The sequence below is a fragment of the Mesocryomonas lacus genome, from assembly GCF_055730105.2.
The window spans coordinates 210560-226699 of the sequence record NZ_JBUZWF020000002.1; the positions used below are offsets into that span (position 1 = coordinate 210560).

Here is a 16140-nt window from a genome sequence, read left to right on the forward strand (position 1 = left end):
GCCTCAGGCGGCGAGGCGGTCGGGCGCGAAGTGCAGCATGACAACGAGGCCGCTTTCGGCCCAGTTGTAGTTGATGGAGCCGCGGAGGTGACCGGTGACGCTGCGCTCGACGAGCTTGCTGCCATAGCCGCCGGCACCGTTGGGGGCGACGACCTTCGGCCCGCCGCTTTCCCGCCAGATCACCGTGACGGCCTCGTCATGCGCCGAGCAGGAGACGTCGAGGGTGCCTGAATCCACCGACAGCGCGCCGTATTTCAGCGAGTTGGTCGCCAGTTCGTGCACGATCAGCGCCAGGATCGTCGTCGCTGCGTCGCCGACGCTCATCCGCGGCACCGACACCCGGATGCGGCCGCTGGAAGGCGCCGAGATCGTCGTAGGGCGCCAGCAGAACCGTCAGGAGATCGCCCAGCAGCGCGGACGCCGCCTCGGTCTGCCCGGGGACGGGGCGGACGAGATCGTGCGCGCGACCGAGCGCGGTCAGCCGCAGCGTCAGTTCACGCGCCATGTCCTCGGTGGTCGTCGTCGAGCGGGAAGTGATGGCGGTGAGGCCGGAAGCGATGGCCAAGAGGTTCTTGACGCGGTGGCTCATCTCGCCGGCCAGCAGTTCGCGGCCTTCCTCGGCCTGCTTGCGGCCGGTGACGTCGATGAAGATGCCGAACATGATCCGCTTGACCATGCCGGCATCGTCGCCCTGGCCGCGCGCCGATATCCACTTCAGCTCGTCGCCGATCATGATGCGGAAATCGATCTCGTAAGGGCCGACGATCGCCCGCGTCGCATTGAAGGCTGCCCTGACGCGGTCGCGGTCGGCGGGGTGGATGTGGGCGGAGAGGTCCTCGAAATTGACGTCGATGCCACGGGGAATGCCCCAGAGATCATAGGCGGCGTCGTCCATTGCCAGCGCGTCGGTGTCGACGTTCCATGACCAAAGCGTGACGCCGGCTGCCTCGACGGCCCGAACCAGGTTCTTCGCTTCCCAGAGAAGCGGTTTCAACGTTTCGGCGGTCGTGGTCATGCATTCTCCAGGCTCGTACCCGACGCCGAACCGCGGCTGGCTCGGTCGATGCTCCCCATCATTGCTGCGCTGCAAAATCGCAGAAAACGGGCAATATTAAGAGCCGCCGGGGCGATGGCGCCCCAGCGGTCTGTGCCGAGCCGTCAGAGGGCCAGTCCAATAGTCTTAAGCGCTGGGCTTCTTCGGGCGGCGTGGCTTGGCATAGGCCTTGTCGCCGCCGGGACGCGCTGCGCCCGGACCTGCACCCGCGGCACCGGCCTTGACGAAGGGCCGCTTGGTCTTCGGCTTGTCGTAGTCGCGCGGCGGGGTGTCGCCGCCGCCGGCTTCCGTCGACAGCGAGATGGTGATGTCGTCGGCGTCGATGCCCTTGGCGCTGTCGGCGAACTTCTTCGCCATCGCCTCGCTGATCTCGAACTTGGTCTCGCGGTCGAAGATGCGGATCGCGCCGATGTCGGCGCGGGTGACGTTGCCGCGGCGGCAGATCAGCGGCAGCAGCCATTTCGGATCGGCATTGTTGCGCCGGCCGATGTCCATGTGGAACCAGACGCTCGGGCCGGACGGGCTGCGGGCCGCGTCCCGCTCCTTGCGGGTACCGCGGTCCTGGCCGGCATTGTCGTAGGTCTTGCCGGGCTTGGGGTCGCGGCCGAAGCCGGGATCGAAGACGTCCTCGGGGGCCGGCAGGCGCGAGCGGTAGATGCGGGCGAGCGCCGCGGCGAGCTCTTCGGGCGAATAGCGGCCGAGGAGGGCTGCGGCGACACCGTCATCGTCCTCGGCGTTCGGCTGTAGGATCGGGTCGGAGAGAAGGCGCTCCTCGTCGAGCTTCTTGATCTCGTCGACCGTCGGCGCGCCACCCCAGGTCGGGTGCACGCCCGCCTCGAGCAGCAGGCGCTCGGCCTTGCGGCGGCGGGAGATCGGCACCAGCACGACCGAAATGCCCTTGCGCCCGGCGCGGCCGGTGCGGCCGCTGCGGTGCTGCAAGGTCTCGGCGTCGTTCGGCAGCTCGGCGTGGATGACGAGGCCGAGGTTCGGCAGATCGATGCCGCGCGCGGCGACGTCGGTGGCGACGCAGACGCGCGCCCGGCCGTCCCGCAATGCCTGCATGGCGGCGTTGCGCTCGTTCTGGCCGAGTTCGCCGGACAGCGAGACGACGGAGAAGCCGCGTTCCAAGAGGCCCGAATGCAGGTGCCGGACGGCCTCGCGGGTGTTGCAGAAGACGATGGCGCTGGTTGGCTCGACGAAGCGCAGGAGGTTCACCACCGCGTGCTCGACCTCGTTCGGGGCGATGCGGACGGCGCGGTATTCGATGTCGACATGGCCGGTGGCGCTGCGCGTCGCCTCGATGCGCAGGGCATCGCGCTGGTAGCGCTTGGCGAGCGCGGTGATCGCCTTCGGCAGTGTCGCGGAGAACAAGAGCGTCCGGCGCTCCGGCGGCGTTGCCTCAAGAATGAATTCCAGATCCTCGCGGAAGCCGAGGTCCAGCATCTCGTCGGCCTCGTCTAGCACGACGGCCTTCAGGCCGCCGATCAGCAGGCGGCGACGTTCCAGATGGTCGCGCAGGCGGCCGGGGGTGCCGACGACGATGTGGGCACCGGCCTGCAGCTTCTTCTGCTCGGCGCGCGGATCCATGCCGCCGACGCAGGTGACGATCTTGGCGCCCGTGTGCTCGTAGAGCCATTCGAGCTCGCGGTGCACCTGCAGCGCCAGCTCGCGCGTCGGCGCGACGATCAGCGCCAGCGGCTCGCCGGCGACGTCGAAGCGCTCGGCGTCGCCGAGCAGCGTCTTCGCCATGGCGAGGCCGTAGGCGACGGTCTTGCCGGAGCCGGTCTGGGCGGAGACGATGAGGTCGCGGCCCTCGGCCTTCTCCTCCAGGACAGCGTCCTGCACCGGTGTCGGGTCGTTGTAGTCGCGGTCCTTGAGAGCGCGTTCGAGGGGCAGGCTAGTCGGGCGGAACGGCACGGGCGGTATCCTTCGGAGGGGCGGATCGCTCGGCGGTCCGACGGGGGACCGGCATGGCCATGATCCGGGAAGCGCCTGACCGATCCGGGGACCGACAAAGCACTGAGCGCGGCAGATACCGCAAAGCCAAATAGGCCGGCCTGCAGGGCGTTTTGCCCGCGGGTCGGCCTCTGATCGTCAACAGACGTGACGCTGCCGGCGCTAGGCCGGCGGCGGATTACTTCTTGCGCTGCTTGCGGGCGGCGTAGCGCGCGTCGCGGGCTGCCTTGCGCTCGGCCTCGTCGGCGACGACGCGGTTGACGCGCTCATCCGCGATGGCGCGCTTGGCGGCTTCCTCGGCGGCCTTTTCGGCCTCGAGAGCGGCCAGACGCTCGGCCTCCTGCTCGGCCTTCAGCGCCTGTTCGGCGCGCTTGGCTTCGGCGCGGGCTTCCTTGGCCTCGGCCCGGGCCTTGCGCTCGGCGATCTTCGCCTGCACAGCCGGATCGTTCTCGTCAGGCTTGGCCTTGAACTTTTCGAGGAGCGCCTTCTTGGCTTCCAGCGCTGCGCTGCGACGCTCGGCGAAATCGTTTTCCTTGGGCGTGCTCAATGCAAAAATATACCGACTGAAGAAAAGGGGAGGGACGGTCCAGGCCGTCCTGTGTTCGGCAGGGCTCAAAACCAGCTGCCGACATGTGCTTCCGATAGGCCGATGGCGCGCAAAGGTCAAGCTGGCGACCATAGAGGCGTCTGTGATGGCCGCGCGCATTCAGGCGCAAACGCCGCCGCCGCCGGGCGTCCGTCAATTGACAATCTATCGCCTGGCTAGATATTGAAGCCGTCCTAGGCCTGCCACAGGGCTGCCACGATCTGCGAGAGGAAATCGCCATGGGGTGCCGTGATCACCGCCGCCTCGCCGCGCAAGTCCCCCGGCATTTCCCGCGGAAGTCCTGACGGCCCATGGCGATTTCTGCTGCCTCTTCTGGTTTTCGCAAGCCGAGCGTTATTCCAGGCTTCGGCCTGACCTTCGGGTTTACGCTCGTCTATCTCTCCATCATCGTGCTGATCCCGCTGGCGGCTCTCTTCCTGCGCGCCGCCGGCGTAGGCTGGGAGGGGTTCGTCTCAATCGTCATGGATCCGCGGACGATCGCGGCGCTGAAGCTGACGTTCGGCGCCTCGCTGGCTGCCGCCATCCTGAACGCCATTTTCGGCCCGCTGCTGGCGTGGGTCCTGGTGCGGTACCAGTTTCCCGGCAGGCGATTCGTCGACGCCATGATCGATCTGCCCTTCGCGCTGCCGACGGCGGTGGCCGGCCTGACGCTCGCTGCCCTCTACAGTCAGAACGGCTGGATCGGCCAGTTTCTGGTGCCTTTCGGCATCAAGGTGGCGTACACGCCGCTCGGCGTGATCGTGGCGCTGACCTTCGTCAGCTTGCCCTTCATGGTCCGCACGGTGCAGCCGGTGATCGAGGAACTCGACCGCGGCTACGAGGAGGCGGCGGCGACGCTCGGCGCCAATCGCCGCCAGACGATCTGGCGGGTGATCCTTCCCTCGCTGTTTCCGGCGATCCTCACCGGCTTTGCACTTTCGCTAGCCCGCGCCGTCGGCGAATACGGCTCGGTGATATTTATCGCCGGCAACCAGCCGTATTATTCCGAGATCGTCCCGCTGCTCATCGTCTTCCGGCTGGAAGAGTTCAACTACGCCGGGGCGACCACGCTGGCCGCACTGATGCTGATCATCTCCTTCGTCATCCTCCTGACGATCAATCTCATTCAGGCGTGGAGCCGCAGGAGGTTCGGGTATGGCGGATGACCACATGAGCCCCGCAGCGCCGCAGCCTCGGCGCAAGGCGCGGCGGCCGGTGACAAGCGAGACGCCGGCAGTGAAGTGGACGCTGATCACCATCAGCCTCGTCTTCCTCGGCCTGTTCCTGTTCTTGCCGCTCGTCACCGTCTTCTACGAGGCGTTCAAGGATGGCGTTGGCGTCTACTGGGAATCGATTTCCGAGCCTGACACGGTGGCGGCGATCAAGCTGACGCTGCTGATCGCGGCGATCTCGGTGCCGTGCAACCTCGTCTTCGGTGTCGCTGCGGCATGGGTCGTCGCGAAGTTCGAGTTCAAGGGCCGCAGCCTGCTGATCACCTTGATCGACCTGCCGTTCTCGGTGTCGCCGGTCATCGCCGGCCTCGTCTACGTGCTTCTGTTCGGCGCCGGCGGCTATTTCGGCCCTTGGCTGACCTCGCACGGCATCACCATCATCTTCGCCGTGCCCGGCATCGTGCTGGCGACGATCTTCGTGACCTTCCCCTTCATTGCCCGCGAACTGATCCCGCTAATGCAGGAGCAAGGCAGCGGCGACGAGGAGGCGGCGGTTTCGCTTGGTGCCTCCGGCTGGAAGACCTTCTGGCTGGTGACCTTGCCGAATGTGCGCTGGGCGCTGCTCTACGGCGTGCTCCTCTGCAATGCGCGCGCGATGGGCGAGTTTGGTGCGGTCTCGGTGGTTTCCGGCAAGATCCGTGGTTTCACCAACACCATGCCGCTGCAGGTGGAGATCCTGTCGAACGAGTTCCCCTTCGCCGCCGCCTTCGCGGTGGCATCGCTGCTGGCGGTTCTCGCTCTGCTGACACTCGGCATCCGGACCTTCCTCGAATGGCGCTATGCCGACGGCATCGCCGCGACCTCCGGTCGGCACTAGCCGGCCCGATGTCTCTTGAAGCCGGCTTGCCCTCGATCCATTGTTTTGTCTGCTGCAGTGAAAAGCGGACCGGGCGTCCGGCGCGAAAAAGGCTCACGCCGCTCTGCCCTCTCTTTCCCTGACGGACCTTAGGAACGACCCATGGAAATTAGCGTCCGCAACGCCCGCAAGGAATTCGACCGCTACCCCGCTCTGCACGACGTCTCGCTCGACATAGCGTCCGGCGAACTCCTGGCGCTGCTTGGGCCATCCGGCTCCGGCAAGACGACGCTGCTTCGGCTGATTGCAGGGCTCGAGTTTCCGACGGAGGGATCGATCTTCTTCGGCAGTGACGATGCGTCGTCAAAGAGCGTGCAAGAGCGCAATGTCGGCTTCGTCTTCCAGCACTATGCGCTGTTCAAGCATATGAGCGTCGCCGACAATATCGGTTTCGGCCTGACCGTGCGGCCGCGCGCCTCGCGGCCGCCGGCCAAGGAAATCCGCCGCCGGGCGTCCGAACTGCTCGACCTCGTGCAGCTGTCCGGGCTCGAGAACCGTTTCCCCAGCCAGCTGTCCGGCGGCCAGCGCCAGCGCGTGGCGCTCGCCCGCGCGCTCGCCATCGAGCCGAAAGTGCTGCTGCTCGACGAGCCTTTCGGGGCGCTCGACGCGAAGGTTCGCAAGGACCTCCGCCGCTGGCTGCGCGAACTGCACGACAAGACCGGGCACACCACGGTCTTCGTCACGCACGACCAAGAGGAGGCGCTGGAACTCGCCGACCGCGTGGTGGTGATGAGCCAGGGCAAGATCGAGCAGATCGGCAACGCCGACCAGATCTACGACGAGCCGGCCTCGCCCTTCGTCTTCTCCTTCATCGGCGATTCCAGCGCGTTGCCGGTGACGCTCCAGGGCGGCCGGGTCCACCTCGACGGCCGCCCGCTCGGCATCCCCGCCGGCCGGCTGCCGGACGGTCGCGCCGAGCTGTACCTGCGCCCGCACGACCTTGACGTCGTCGATGATCCCGAGGGCGCCATTCCCGGCAAGGTCACGCTCGTCCGCCGCACCTCGGGTGCCCGGCTGGTCGAGCTGGAGGTCGGCCCCCGCAAGGACCGGCTGGAGCTGGAAATCTCCGCCGACGATACGCGGCCGATCCCCGCGACGCTGCTGGTCAAGCCGCGCAAGTGGAAGCTGTTCGCGGCCGATTGAGGCGGAAGGGACGCGTGAGGCTCGCCGCCCCGCCACGATCTCACGATGCGCCGAGGCCGGATCGTTGGTGCGCGCGGCCTTCTGGCGTGATGCAGTTCCCGCAACTACGAAGACGATCGCCTCTGCCAGACGGCCATCAGGGAGAACGATATGCAGGATTTCGGCGGCAAAATTGCCATCACCACCGGCACGTCCGGCATTGGCAAGGGCGCGGCCTTCCGGCTGGCCCGCGGCGGCGCCACCGTGCTGGCGCTCGGGCTTGACGCCGAGGCCAACGCGCTGATGCGGCAGGAAGCGGCCGCGGAAAATCTGACGGTGACCGTGGCGGAGGCAGACGTCACCGACGAGGCCGCCGTCGCCTCTGCCGTTCGCTCGGTGGTTGACGATTTCGGCGGGCTCGATATCCTCGTCAACTCCGCCGCCATTCATCCTTATGGCGACGCGACGGAGACCGACTATGCCGGCTTCATGCGGTGCCTGGCAGTAAACGTCGGCGGGATCTTCCTCCTCGCCCACCACGCCGTGCCGGCGATGCGGCGACGCGGCGGCGGGTCGATCGTCAACGTCTCCAGCGTCCAGGGCCATGCCAATCAGAAGCGTGTCTCGGCCTATGCTACGTCGAAAGGCGCGATCCATACGCTGACCCGGACGCTCGCCGTTGACTTCGCGGCCGACCGCATCCGCGTCAATTCGGTCTCGCCGGGGTCCGTTCGCACACCGATCCTCGAACTTGCCGCCCGCACCCTCGACGGTCCCGGCGCGGACATCGAGGCCGTCTTCGCGCGCTTTGGCGCCGCCCACCCGCTCGGCCGCATCGGTGAGGTCGCGGAGGTCGCCGAGCTCATCGCTTTTCTTGCCTCCGACCGATCGGGTTTTTGCACCGGCGGCGACTATGCCGTGGACGGCGGCCTCGGCGCAGCGCTCGGCGTGGCATAGGCCGGGGAAGGTGGCGACCGGTCAGAACGTCGGGGGCGTGTTGACCCAGAATATCGAGGCCCGTTCGGCACCGGCATTGCGGTAGTGGTGCGGCAGTTCCGAGCGGAAGACGAAGGTATCGCCGGGATCGAGCCGGTAGGTCCTGTCGTCGACGACAAGCTCGACGGCGCCGGCGATGATGTAGCCGACCTCCTCGCCGGCATGCTGGATCGGGCCGGCGCTCTCGCCGCCGGCGTCGATGTGGTGGATGTTGCACTGGAGCATGTGGCCGGGCGAATAGGGGATCACCCGTTCCAGCGAGATGCCCTCGCCACGGCGCAAGGGGTCCAGGCCGATCAGCGGCCGCGTGCCGGCGCGGAAGACGATGCCTTCCTCGCCGTCGACCTCCTCGAACATCCAGCCGATGTTGGTTTCGAGCACCTGCACCACCTTGTGCAGCATGGGCAGCGACGGCGAGGCCTTGCCGTTCTCGATCTTGGACAGAAGACTTTCCGAGCAGCCTGCCGCTTCGGCCACCGCCTTCAGCGTCATGCCCCGTATCTGACGGGCGTGTTTCATCCGGATGCCCAGCCGTGCCGCAGCAGCGCTGTCGTCGGCTGCACCCGCGCTGCGTTTGGCCAACTCGTTCATCTCGGCGCTTCTTTCCGTCCGTGGCTTCAGGCGAGGCGATGCGGGCTGGTCGGCAGCGGGCTGCCTGCCTTAGCCTCCCGCCTGTGGACGTCACTATCCATCCGCCGCTGGACCACGAGGCTGACGAAAGCAGCTTCGATTTGCAAGCAGGTTGATTGTCTTGCAACATCCTTGATGGAGAGCTCTCGCTTGGACTCCGTCCTGCTTGGCGGCAGGAGAAGCATTCGCCGTTTGGGACGGGCCGGGCGCGCCAGCCGCGGTGCGCAGACATCGGATGGCCAGCCGTGCCGGACCCTTCGGGGCCGTGCGTGATCGGAAACGCTGCGTTCGCCATTACGGGGCCATGCGGGCCCGTTCATCTCGGCTATGCCTGGGTCTCCTTCAGGAGGTCCGGCATGGTCGACATCACAGCAACTCCCTTGCGCATTGGCCGTGTTGCCCTGACGGTGCACGACCTCGACGCGGTCGCCGGCTTCTACCAGGACATAATGGGCCTGCACCTGCTGTCGTCTGACGGCGAGAGTGTAAGGCTCGGTAACGGGGACACGGTGCTGCTGGAATTGCGGCGCGACACGTCTGCCCGCCTACGCCTGGCGAGCGAGGCCGGGCTGTTCCACACCGCCTTCCTGCTGCCGGACCGCCGCGATCTAGGCCGCTGGGTGCGGCACGCTGCTGCACGCCGGGCGCCGGTGTCTGGGGCTTCCGATCACCTTGTCAGCGAAGCGATCTATCTGAACGATCCAGAGGGCAACGGCATCGAGATCTATGCAGACCGCCCGGCAGCCGAATGGCGCTGGAAGGACGGCATGGTCGAGATGGCGACGGCGGGCCTGGACGTCGACGGTCTGATGGCCAGCGGCGGCACGGAGAGCTGGCAGGGTTTTCCCGCGGGAGCGACGGTCGGGCATGTTCACCTCCAGGTCGGTGCACTGGAGGCTGCCGAGGCGTTCTACGCCGGAACGCTCGGGCTCGACATCACCTGCCGCTATCCCGGCGCGACGTTCTATTCCTCCGGCGGCTATCATCACCATATCGGCGCCAACATCTGGAACAGCCGTGGTGCCGGTCAGCGGACGCCGTCGACCGGTCTCAGCGACGTCGAAATCCTCGCGCTGCCCGAGCAGCGTGCGCGTCTTGCCGCAGCAGGGACCGCCGATGGCGCCAGAGACCTGACCTTGCTCGATCCCTGGGGGACGGCGATCACCATCAGCGGCTGAGGTTTTCCGTCGCCGGGCGGAAGCTTTCCCGTTTATCTCTTGGACAACGCCAAGTTGGTCCCTACTTATTTTGTCCTACTTACGATTTATCGGAACAGAAAATCGTCGAGCCGGTTCCTTTCGCCTAACAGGAGCCGAATATGTTCAACCTCAAGTCTATCGCCATCGCCGTCGCCCTTTCGGCTTCCGCCCTCGTTTCCACGGCACCGTCTGCTGTCGCCCGCGACAAGGTCATCGTGATTGAGCAGTCGCAGCGTCCGCACCATGCCCGCAACGATCGCCGCAACGACGCCCGTGATCACCGCGCCGCGCGCCGCGCTGAAGCCCGCCGCGCCGAGGCACGTCGTGACCGTCGTCACGATCGCCGCATGGACCGCCGCCACGACCGTCGCAACAACGGTGCGGTCATCGTGCTGAAGAATCGCTGACACTCAGCCATCAGACGTCACGTGAATGGGGCCCGCTGAAAAGCGGGCCTTTTTCGTATCTGCTGATGGGAGACTTAAGAGCCGCTGGAAGGGTAAGGCGTATCGGCATGCGTCGGACCCGGCAACAGCCGTTCAGATCGCACCGCACGCAGCTGCCGCAATCAGCATCGCCGCCTTCAACCTGCCAGGACCTCGGTCCGTTCGATGGCAGGCTCAAGTATCAAAAAGAAAGATTGGAGCCGGATGGTGGGCGTGACAGGGATTGAACCTGTGACCCCTTCGATGTCAACGAAGTGCTCTCCCACTGAGCTACACGCCCATCCGACGAGGCGGATAGACCACAGGGCCGATTGAGCGTCAAGAGCTTTCGGCACCTGGATCTACGCCTGTGGAAAAGTTTACGCGGCGTCTTCCAGCATCTTGGCGACTTCGTCGACGAGTTCGCGCAGGTGGAACGGCTTCGAAAGGATCTTGGCATCCTTCGGCGCCTTGGAATCAGGGTTCAGGGCGACAGCGGCGAAGCCGGTGATGAACATCACCTTGAGGTCCGGATCGAGCTCGGTCGCCCGGCGGGCGAGCTCGATGCCGTCCATCTCGGGCATCACGATGTCGGTCAGCAGCAGCGAGAAGGGCTCCTCGCGCAGCCGTTCGTAGGCGCTGCCGCCATTGTCGTAGGACGTCACCTCATAGCCGGCCTTTTCCAGGGCCTTGGCGAGGAAGCGACGCATGTCGTTGTCGTCTTCGGCGAGCAGAATCTTGACCATTGAGCGTTTTCCAGGTCCGCCGCGGTGAAAGCCCGCGCAAGCTTCGTTGATAGCAGTAGCCTTTTAACAGATTGCCTAAAGAATCCCTAAATGGAATGGTCGATCGCGTGACTGCGGCCATATCTCCCTTGGATGTCGCAACCCGAACGGATGAACGTAGCCGAGATGATCCCGCTTCTAGAGACCGCAGCAGGACCATGCCCGGCCTTCGAAGTCCTCGAGCCGTCGCTGCAAAGCCTGCCGATGGTGTTCTGTTCGCCGCATAGCGGCCGGGTGTACCCCTCGGCTTTCCTGGCTGCATCGCGCCTGTCAGACTCGGCGATTCGCCGTTCGGAAGATCTTTTCGTCGACCAGCTATATGATTTCGTCCCCTCGCTCGGCGCCCCGCTGCAGATCGCGCGGTTTCCGCGGGCCTATCTCGACGTCAACCGGGAGCCCTACGAGCTCGACCCCAAAATGTTCGAGGATGCCTTGCCGGAGTTCGCGAACACCGTCTCCGTCCGGGTGGCCGGCGGGCTCGGGACCATTCCACGCATCGTGGCCGAGCGGGAGGACATCTACCGCGACAGGCTGGCGGTGAGTGAAGGGCTGGAGCGGATCGACAGCATATACAAGCCATTCCACGAGCAGCTGACGGCACTGCTGCAGCGTACGCGTGAGCGCTTCGGCATCGCCATCCTCGTCGATTGCCACTCGATGCCGTCCACCGTCAGGGCGCTGCCCGGCGGGCGGCGGCCGGACATGGTGATCGGCGACCGTTTCGGCACCAGCGCCTCCAGCCGCATCGTCACCCTCGCGCAGAGCGGGCTCTCGGCGCTCGGCTACGACGTGATGCGCAACAAGCCCTATGCCGGCGGGTTCATCACCGAACGCTACGGCCGGCCGAATGACGGGGTCCATGCGCTGCAGATCGAGATCAACCGCGGCCTCTATGCCGACGAGGCGCGGTTCGTGCCGAGCGCCGGGTTCGACGCGCTGCGTTCCGACCTCGTCTCTTTCGTCACCCGATTCGCTGAAGATCTCGACGCCGACCTCAGCTACGCCGCGGCGGCCGAATAGCCATCAGAGCGGCAGCGCGGCGCCGGCAAAACTGTCGAACGCGGCGATGAACGGCGCACGGTAGAGGTCGGCCTCCTGCATCAGCTCGTGCCGGGCACCGGGAACGGACAGCGCGTGGCCCGAGCGCATGCGCCAGGCAAGGCGTTCCGCCGCCGGGCTGGAGACCACGCGGTCATGGCCAGCCGTGACGATCAGCGTCGGCACGCGCAAGGCGGCGATCACGTCGGAGTCATCGAGCCGCCGAGCCGCACCGACGGCCCCGGCCACCCAGGCGGCCGTCGGGCCGCCGACGAAGAGCTGCGGGGCGGCCTTCATCAGAGCACGGTTGCGCTCGAAGCGGCGGGCATCGCTGGTGAGGGGATTGCGCTCGGCGGTCCAGCCGGCGCTGCGGCCGACGCCGCGCACCGGGACGCGGCCGAGGCCAAGGAAGCGCATGGTGTTCATGCCAAGGAAAAGGCCATTGGCGCGAGAGTTGCCGGGCATGCCGATCAAGGGGGCGGCGGCGACGATCCGGGCGACATGGGCGCCGATCCGGGGTGCGGCCAGCAGTGCCACCGCGCCGCCCATGGAATGGGCCAGGATGGCATAGGGGCCGGTGCAATCGGGCAGGATCAGCGAGCGGAAGATCGTTTCGAGGTCGATGGCATAGGCATCGAAGCTCGGCACGTGCCCGGTCCTCGCCGCGCCGCGCAGCCGCTGCGAGCCGCCTTGACCGCGCCAGTCGAAGGTGGCGACGGCGTAGCCAAGGGCGGTGAGATCGGCGATCGTCTCGAAATACTTCTCGATCGCCTCGTTGCGGCCCTGCAGCAGGACCACCGTGCCCCGCGTGCTGTCCAGCCGGCTCGGCGCCACGGCAAAGCGCAGCCGCACCCGGTCCGGCGTCGACAGGAAGCCGCAGGCGATCCCTTCGGGCAGCGGATTGCCGTCGAGTTCGAAAAGGCCGGTCGGGCCGTCGGTAGGGTTCATGGGCTTCCGTCCGGCGAGGATCGCCATGCTCCAGTCTAGCACCCCAGCCGTTGCCGGGAGGTCAACAATGTCTTCGCCCGCACAGAACGGCTGGCCGAGAAGGGAAGGGATCGGGGATCCCCGCGAAGGGACCCCCGACCGAGCGGTCGGCCTGGAAGGGACGGAACAGGCCGACCGTTTGGGAAAGGCGCCGGCCTATCGGCCGTAGAGCCCGAAACGTCCGCCGCCGAGGTCGTCGGGTCCGCGCCATCCGGGGCCACCGCGACCACCGCCGTCGCGCGTCCAGCCGATGCGCTCGCGTGACAGAATCTCGCCGTCATAGGCATCGACCGACAGACGGACGAGCGCGCCGTTCGGACGGACGGCCTCGACGATGTAGCGGTCGCGGCGAAGGCGAATGTCGTCGATCGACACAAACCCCTGTCGCACCAGCTTGCGGACTACCCGCTGCTCCGGGATGACGTCGGGGTCGCGGCGATCGTTGCGCGGGCCGCCGTGCCAGCGGCCTTCACCGCGCCCGCGCCAGTCACGCCGGTCACCCCGATCGCCACCGCGTTCATAGCCGCCATCCGGACCGTCATAGGCATCCTGGACAAGGACGTAGTCGCCACGGACGTGGTCGCGCGGCCCGGCGCTCGCGACGGAGCCGAGTCCAGTTAGAAGAAGGAGGGTGGACAGTCCTGCGAGGGCGAATTTCATGGAGGCTCTCTCCGGTGGCGACCCGCATCTTGCAGGCCATAGGGAGACTATCGGCGCGAGCGCCTGAACGAAACCGGAAGACGGCGTTCATCCCCGGTTCAAAGACGGGCGCCGACGGGAGAGCGAAGTCGGCCCGGCGGATTTTTACTGCGGTCGTCCGGAGAGGCGCTTGAACGGCGAAATCGACGTCACCAACTCAAGCTCACGGTCGCCGCAAGGGACCGTTGGCCAGAAGGGTCCGCCAGTGAAGGGGACTTGCGGCCATACCGCAACCAGTTGCTTCCTATGGAGAACTACCATGCGTGCCATCGATTTCGCCCCGCTTTACCGCTCCACCGTTGGCTTCGACCGGCTTTTCGCCAAGCTCGACGGTCTGTCGCAGCCGGAAGGTCAGACCTACCCGCCCTACAACATCGAACGCACCGGCGAGAACGCCTACCGCATCAGCATGGCGGTTGCCGGCTTCGGGGAAGGGGACCTTCAGATCGAATCGCGCGAGACCGTGCTGACGGTCACCGGCGATCGCGGCGGTGACAAGGAAGAGGGCGCTGGCGAAGTGCTTTACCGCGGCATCGCCGGACGCTCCTTCGAGCGCCGCTTCCAACTCGCCGATCATGTCGAGGTGAAGGGAGCCAGCCTGAAGAACGGCCTTCTGCACATCGATCTCGTCCGGGTCATCCCGGAGGCGATGAAGCCGCGCAAGATCGAGATCGTCGCCGCCGACAACGGCAATGCGGCGCAGCTCGAGGCGAACGCCGCCTGAGGCAAGTTCGCTCTTAAGGCTTGATCGGAACGGCGCCTCTCGGGGCGCCGTTCTCGTGTGGCGAGGGGTCGGAATCTCGGCCGAGGGTGGCACCCGTGGGTTCGATGCGTCCCTGGTATCGAGGGTCGCCCGAGCGGTTCGTCCAAGCTCAGTGCTCCGCAAGCTCGTCATCCTAGGGGCCTTGGCCCCGGGGACCCATGCCAAGTCATCGGAGCGTGTACCGTCCGGTGGGCATTCCCCCGGCGATTTCCTGAGCCGGACTGGCGCGTTGGCGCGGCGGCATGGGTCCCCCGCCTGCGGCGGAGGATGACGAAACTGAGGGGTTTGTGCCCCTTTTTCACCGAGGAACGAGTGCCGAGTACCGTGCTGTGCACGGTGCACGCAAGACCGAGCGCTGCGTTGCAAAGGCGGATGCCCGGCCCCGAGGGCCAGGCATACCCAGCGCGGTTGCCCGCGCTCCGGCCCGGCTGTCAGTCCAGAAGCTCGACGAAGCGCGCCACATCGTCCGGCGTCGTCGACCAGGACGTGACGAGCCGCGCCAGCATCTCGTTCTCGCCGATCAGGTCATGCGAGGAATGCGGCGGGTTCCAGTCGTAGAACACGGCGCCCTTTTGGCGCAGCCGGGCGGCCGTCGCGGTCTCGATGATGGCGAAGACCTCGTTGGTGCGGGTCGACCAGGCCTGGCGCGCGTGCGGGCTGGCGTCAAGTCCGGCGCGCAGTTGGTCGGCCATGGCGTTCGAGTGGGCGGCAAGCTTCAGCCAGAGCCCGTCCTCGAAATAGGCCATGAACTGGGCGGCCATGAAGCGGGTCTTGGAGAACAGCTGCGCGCCGCGCTTGCGGATGTAGGGGAACTGCTTGGCCTTCTCCGGATCGAAGAAGATCACCGCCTCGGCGCACCAGCATCCGTTCTTGGTGGCGCCGAAGGAGAGGATGTCGACGCCGCGCTTCCAGGTCATCTCGGCCGGCGACATGTTGTTGGCGACGAGCGCATTGGCAAACCGTGCGCCGTCCATGTGCAGCGACAGATTGTGCTCGTGCGCGATCGCGGCGATCGCATCGAGCCGGTCGGCCGGGTAGATCGTGCCGGCCTCGCCGGGCTGGCTGACGGTGACGGCCATCGGCTGGCCGGCATGCACGAAGGCCGGGTTGAAGCGCTTCAACTCACGGCGGAGGTTCACCGTGTCGATCAGGCCGCCATCGCCGTCGACCGGCGCCATCCGGGCGCCGTGGGTGAAGAACTCCGGCGCGCCGCACTCGTCCTCTATGACGTGCGCCTCGCGGTGGCAGAGCACCACGCCGCCAGGGCGGTTGACCGCGGCAAACGACAGCGAGTTCGCCGCCGTGCCGGTGCCGACGAAGAACACCGCCACCTCGCGCTCGAAGATTTCGTTGAAACGCCGCTCGACGGCCTTGTCGAGGTCGCTCGCCCCGTAGGCGGCGGCCATGCCGGTGCCGTTCTCGGCGAGCGCTGCGTTGATGGCGGGATGCGGCCCGGACCAGTTGTCGGATGCAAAGATCATGTCCGGAGGCGTAACGCGGCGGCGTGCAGAGGACAAGGGTGCCCGCGCGTCGCCCGCGCCCGAAGCCCCAGCGGCCTTGTGCTGCAGTGCCGCATGGGCACGGTCTTGCAGGACGCTTAACCTTCTGGCATGTTGCCGACGATAGGACAGTATTGCTGCCATATCCGACTCGCTATGAGCGGAGGGATGTGCACGACTGATAGACTTGGCTCTGCAACGATGCGGCCCTATCGCTCCGTGCCCCACCATGCGAAAAATTCGCGGGTGGCAACTGTCTGATAGCCTGAACTTGCGACGACGACGGCACCCTTTCTGGTGCCGAGAGAAACGA

At 66.5% G+C, this 16140-nt stretch carries 15 protein-coding genes, 1 tRNA gene and 1 pseudogene; 8 read left to right on the forward strand and 9 right to left on the reverse strand.

Annotated elements, in window-relative coordinates; genetic code table 11:
• Window positions 1-3 precede the first annotated feature (3 nt).
• The 3 genes and pseudogenes from ACZLZQ_RS06070 to ACZLZQ_RS06080 all read right to left on the reverse strand — a co-directional run bounded on the left by ACZLZQ_RS06070 (window position 4) and on the right by ACZLZQ_RS06080 (window position 3716).
• Window positions 4-1015, reverse strand: a pseudogene (locus ACZLZQ_RS06070) (sensor histidine kinase).
• Between the two features lie 165 nt (window positions 1016-1180).
• Window positions 1181-2971, reverse strand: coding sequence for a DEAD/DEAH box helicase (locus ACZLZQ_RS06075; RefSeq protein ID WP_472948600.1), 1791 nt, complete (start codon window positions 2969-2971; stop codon window positions 1181-1183).
• 217 nt (window positions 2972-3188) lie between these two features.
• Window positions 3189-3716 (reverse strand): DUF6481 family protein, encoded by a 528-nt coding sequence (locus ACZLZQ_RS06080; RefSeq protein ID WP_472948601.1) that lies wholly within the window; start codon window positions 3714-3716, stop codon window positions 3189-3191.
• 191 nt (window positions 3717-3907) lie between these two features.
• Between ACZLZQ_RS06080 and cysT the strand changes: the two genes are divergently transcribed.
• The 4 genes from cysT (at window position 3908) to ACZLZQ_RS06100 (ending at window position 7763) form a co-directional block, all read left to right on the forward strand.
• The gene (cysT, locus tag ACZLZQ_RS06085) at window positions 3908-4762 is read left to right on the forward strand and encodes a sulfate ABC transporter permease subunit CysT (RefSeq protein WP_472933859.1); all 855 of its coding nucleotides are present in this window, start codon (window positions 3908-3910) and stop codon (window positions 4760-4762) included.
• Entirely contained in the window at window positions 4752-5645 is an 894-nt protein-coding gene (gene cysW / locus ACZLZQ_RS06090) for a sulfate ABC transporter permease subunit CysW (protein WP_472948602.1), read from the forward strand. The genes cysT and cysW overlap by 11 nt, the downstream gene beginning before the upstream one ends.
• Window positions 5646-5786: 141 nt before the next feature.
• Window positions 5787-6827, forward strand: coding sequence for a sulfate/molybdate ABC transporter ATP-binding protein (locus ACZLZQ_RS06095; protein ID WP_472948603.1), 1041 nt, complete (start codon window positions 5787-5789; stop codon window positions 6825-6827).
• A 150-nt stretch (window positions 6828-6977) separates the two neighbouring features.
• Entirely contained in the window at window positions 6978-7763 is a 786-nt protein-coding gene (locus ACZLZQ_RS06100; protein ID WP_472933857.1) for an SDR family NAD(P)-dependent oxidoreductase, read from the forward strand.
• 21 nt (window positions 7764-7784) lie between these two features.
• Here the strand turns inward: ACZLZQ_RS06100 and ACZLZQ_RS06105 are convergent, their stop codons facing one another.
• Window positions 7785-8393 (reverse strand): cupin domain-containing protein, encoded by a 609-nt coding sequence (locus ACZLZQ_RS06105; RefSeq protein ID WP_472933856.1) that lies wholly within the window; start codon window positions 8391-8393, stop codon window positions 7785-7787.
• A 395-nt stretch (window positions 8394-8788) separates the two neighbouring features.
• Between ACZLZQ_RS06105 and ACZLZQ_RS06110 the strand changes: the two genes are divergently transcribed.
• Together ACZLZQ_RS06110 and ACZLZQ_RS06115 are read left to right on the forward strand one after the other, a co-directional pair.
• On the forward strand, window positions 8789-9610 hold the full coding sequence (locus ACZLZQ_RS06110; protein WP_472948604.1) for a VOC family protein: 822 nt from the start codon (window positions 8789-8791) through the stop codon (window positions 9608-9610).
• A gap of 140 nt (window positions 9611-9750) precedes the next feature.
• Window positions 9751-10038, forward strand: a complete 288-nt coding sequence (locus tag ACZLZQ_RS06115) for a hypothetical protein (protein WP_472948605.1) — start codon at window positions 9751-9753, stop codon at window positions 10036-10038.
• Between the two features lie 244 nt (window positions 10039-10282).
• Here the strand turns inward: ACZLZQ_RS06115 and ACZLZQ_RS06120 are convergent.
• Together ACZLZQ_RS06120 and cpdR are read right to left on the reverse strand one after the other, a co-directional pair.
• Window positions 10283-10357, reverse strand: a tRNA-Val gene (locus ACZLZQ_RS06120).
• A 79-nt stretch (window positions 10358-10436) separates the two neighbouring features.
• On the reverse strand, window positions 10437-10802 hold the full coding sequence (gene cpdR, locus ACZLZQ_RS06125; RefSeq protein WP_472933853.1) for a cell cycle two-component system response regulator CpdR: 366 nt from the start codon (window positions 10800-10802) through the stop codon (window positions 10437-10439).
• A gap of 165 nt (window positions 10803-10967) precedes the next feature.
• Between cpdR and ACZLZQ_RS06130 the strand changes: the two genes are divergently transcribed.
• Entirely contained in the window at window positions 10968-11861 is an 894-nt protein-coding gene (locus ACZLZQ_RS06130) for an N-formylglutamate amidohydrolase (RefSeq protein ID WP_472948606.1), read from the forward strand.
• A 3-nt stretch (window positions 11862-11864) separates the two neighbouring features.
• Here ACZLZQ_RS06130 and ACZLZQ_RS06135 read toward each other — a convergent pair whose 3' ends face one another.
• The gene (locus ACZLZQ_RS06135) at window positions 11865-12827 is read right to left on the reverse strand and encodes an alpha/beta fold hydrolase (RefSeq protein ID WP_472948607.1); all 963 of its coding nucleotides are present in this window, start codon (window positions 12825-12827) and stop codon (window positions 11865-11867) included.
• A 195-nt stretch (window positions 12828-13022) separates the two neighbouring features.
• Window positions 13023-13526, reverse strand: a complete 504-nt coding sequence (locus tag ACZLZQ_RS06140; protein WP_472948608.1) for a PepSY domain-containing protein — start codon at window positions 13524-13526, stop codon at window positions 13023-13025.
• Window positions 13527-13824: 298 nt separating this feature from the next.
• On the opposite strand from ACZLZQ_RS06140, the gene ACZLZQ_RS06145 reads away from it, so the two are divergent.
• Entirely contained in the window at window positions 13825-14289 is a 465-nt protein-coding gene (locus ACZLZQ_RS06145; protein ID WP_472948609.1) for an Hsp20 family protein, read from the forward strand.
• 470 nt (window positions 14290-14759) lie between these two features.
• Here ACZLZQ_RS06145 and ACZLZQ_RS06150 read toward each other — a convergent pair whose 3' ends face one another.
• Complete coding sequence (locus ACZLZQ_RS06150) at window positions 14760-15809, reverse strand: threonine aldolase family protein (protein ID WP_472948610.1); 1050 nt, start codon at window positions 15807-15809, stop codon at window positions 14760-14762.
• Window positions 15810-16140: the final 331 nt, after the last annotated feature.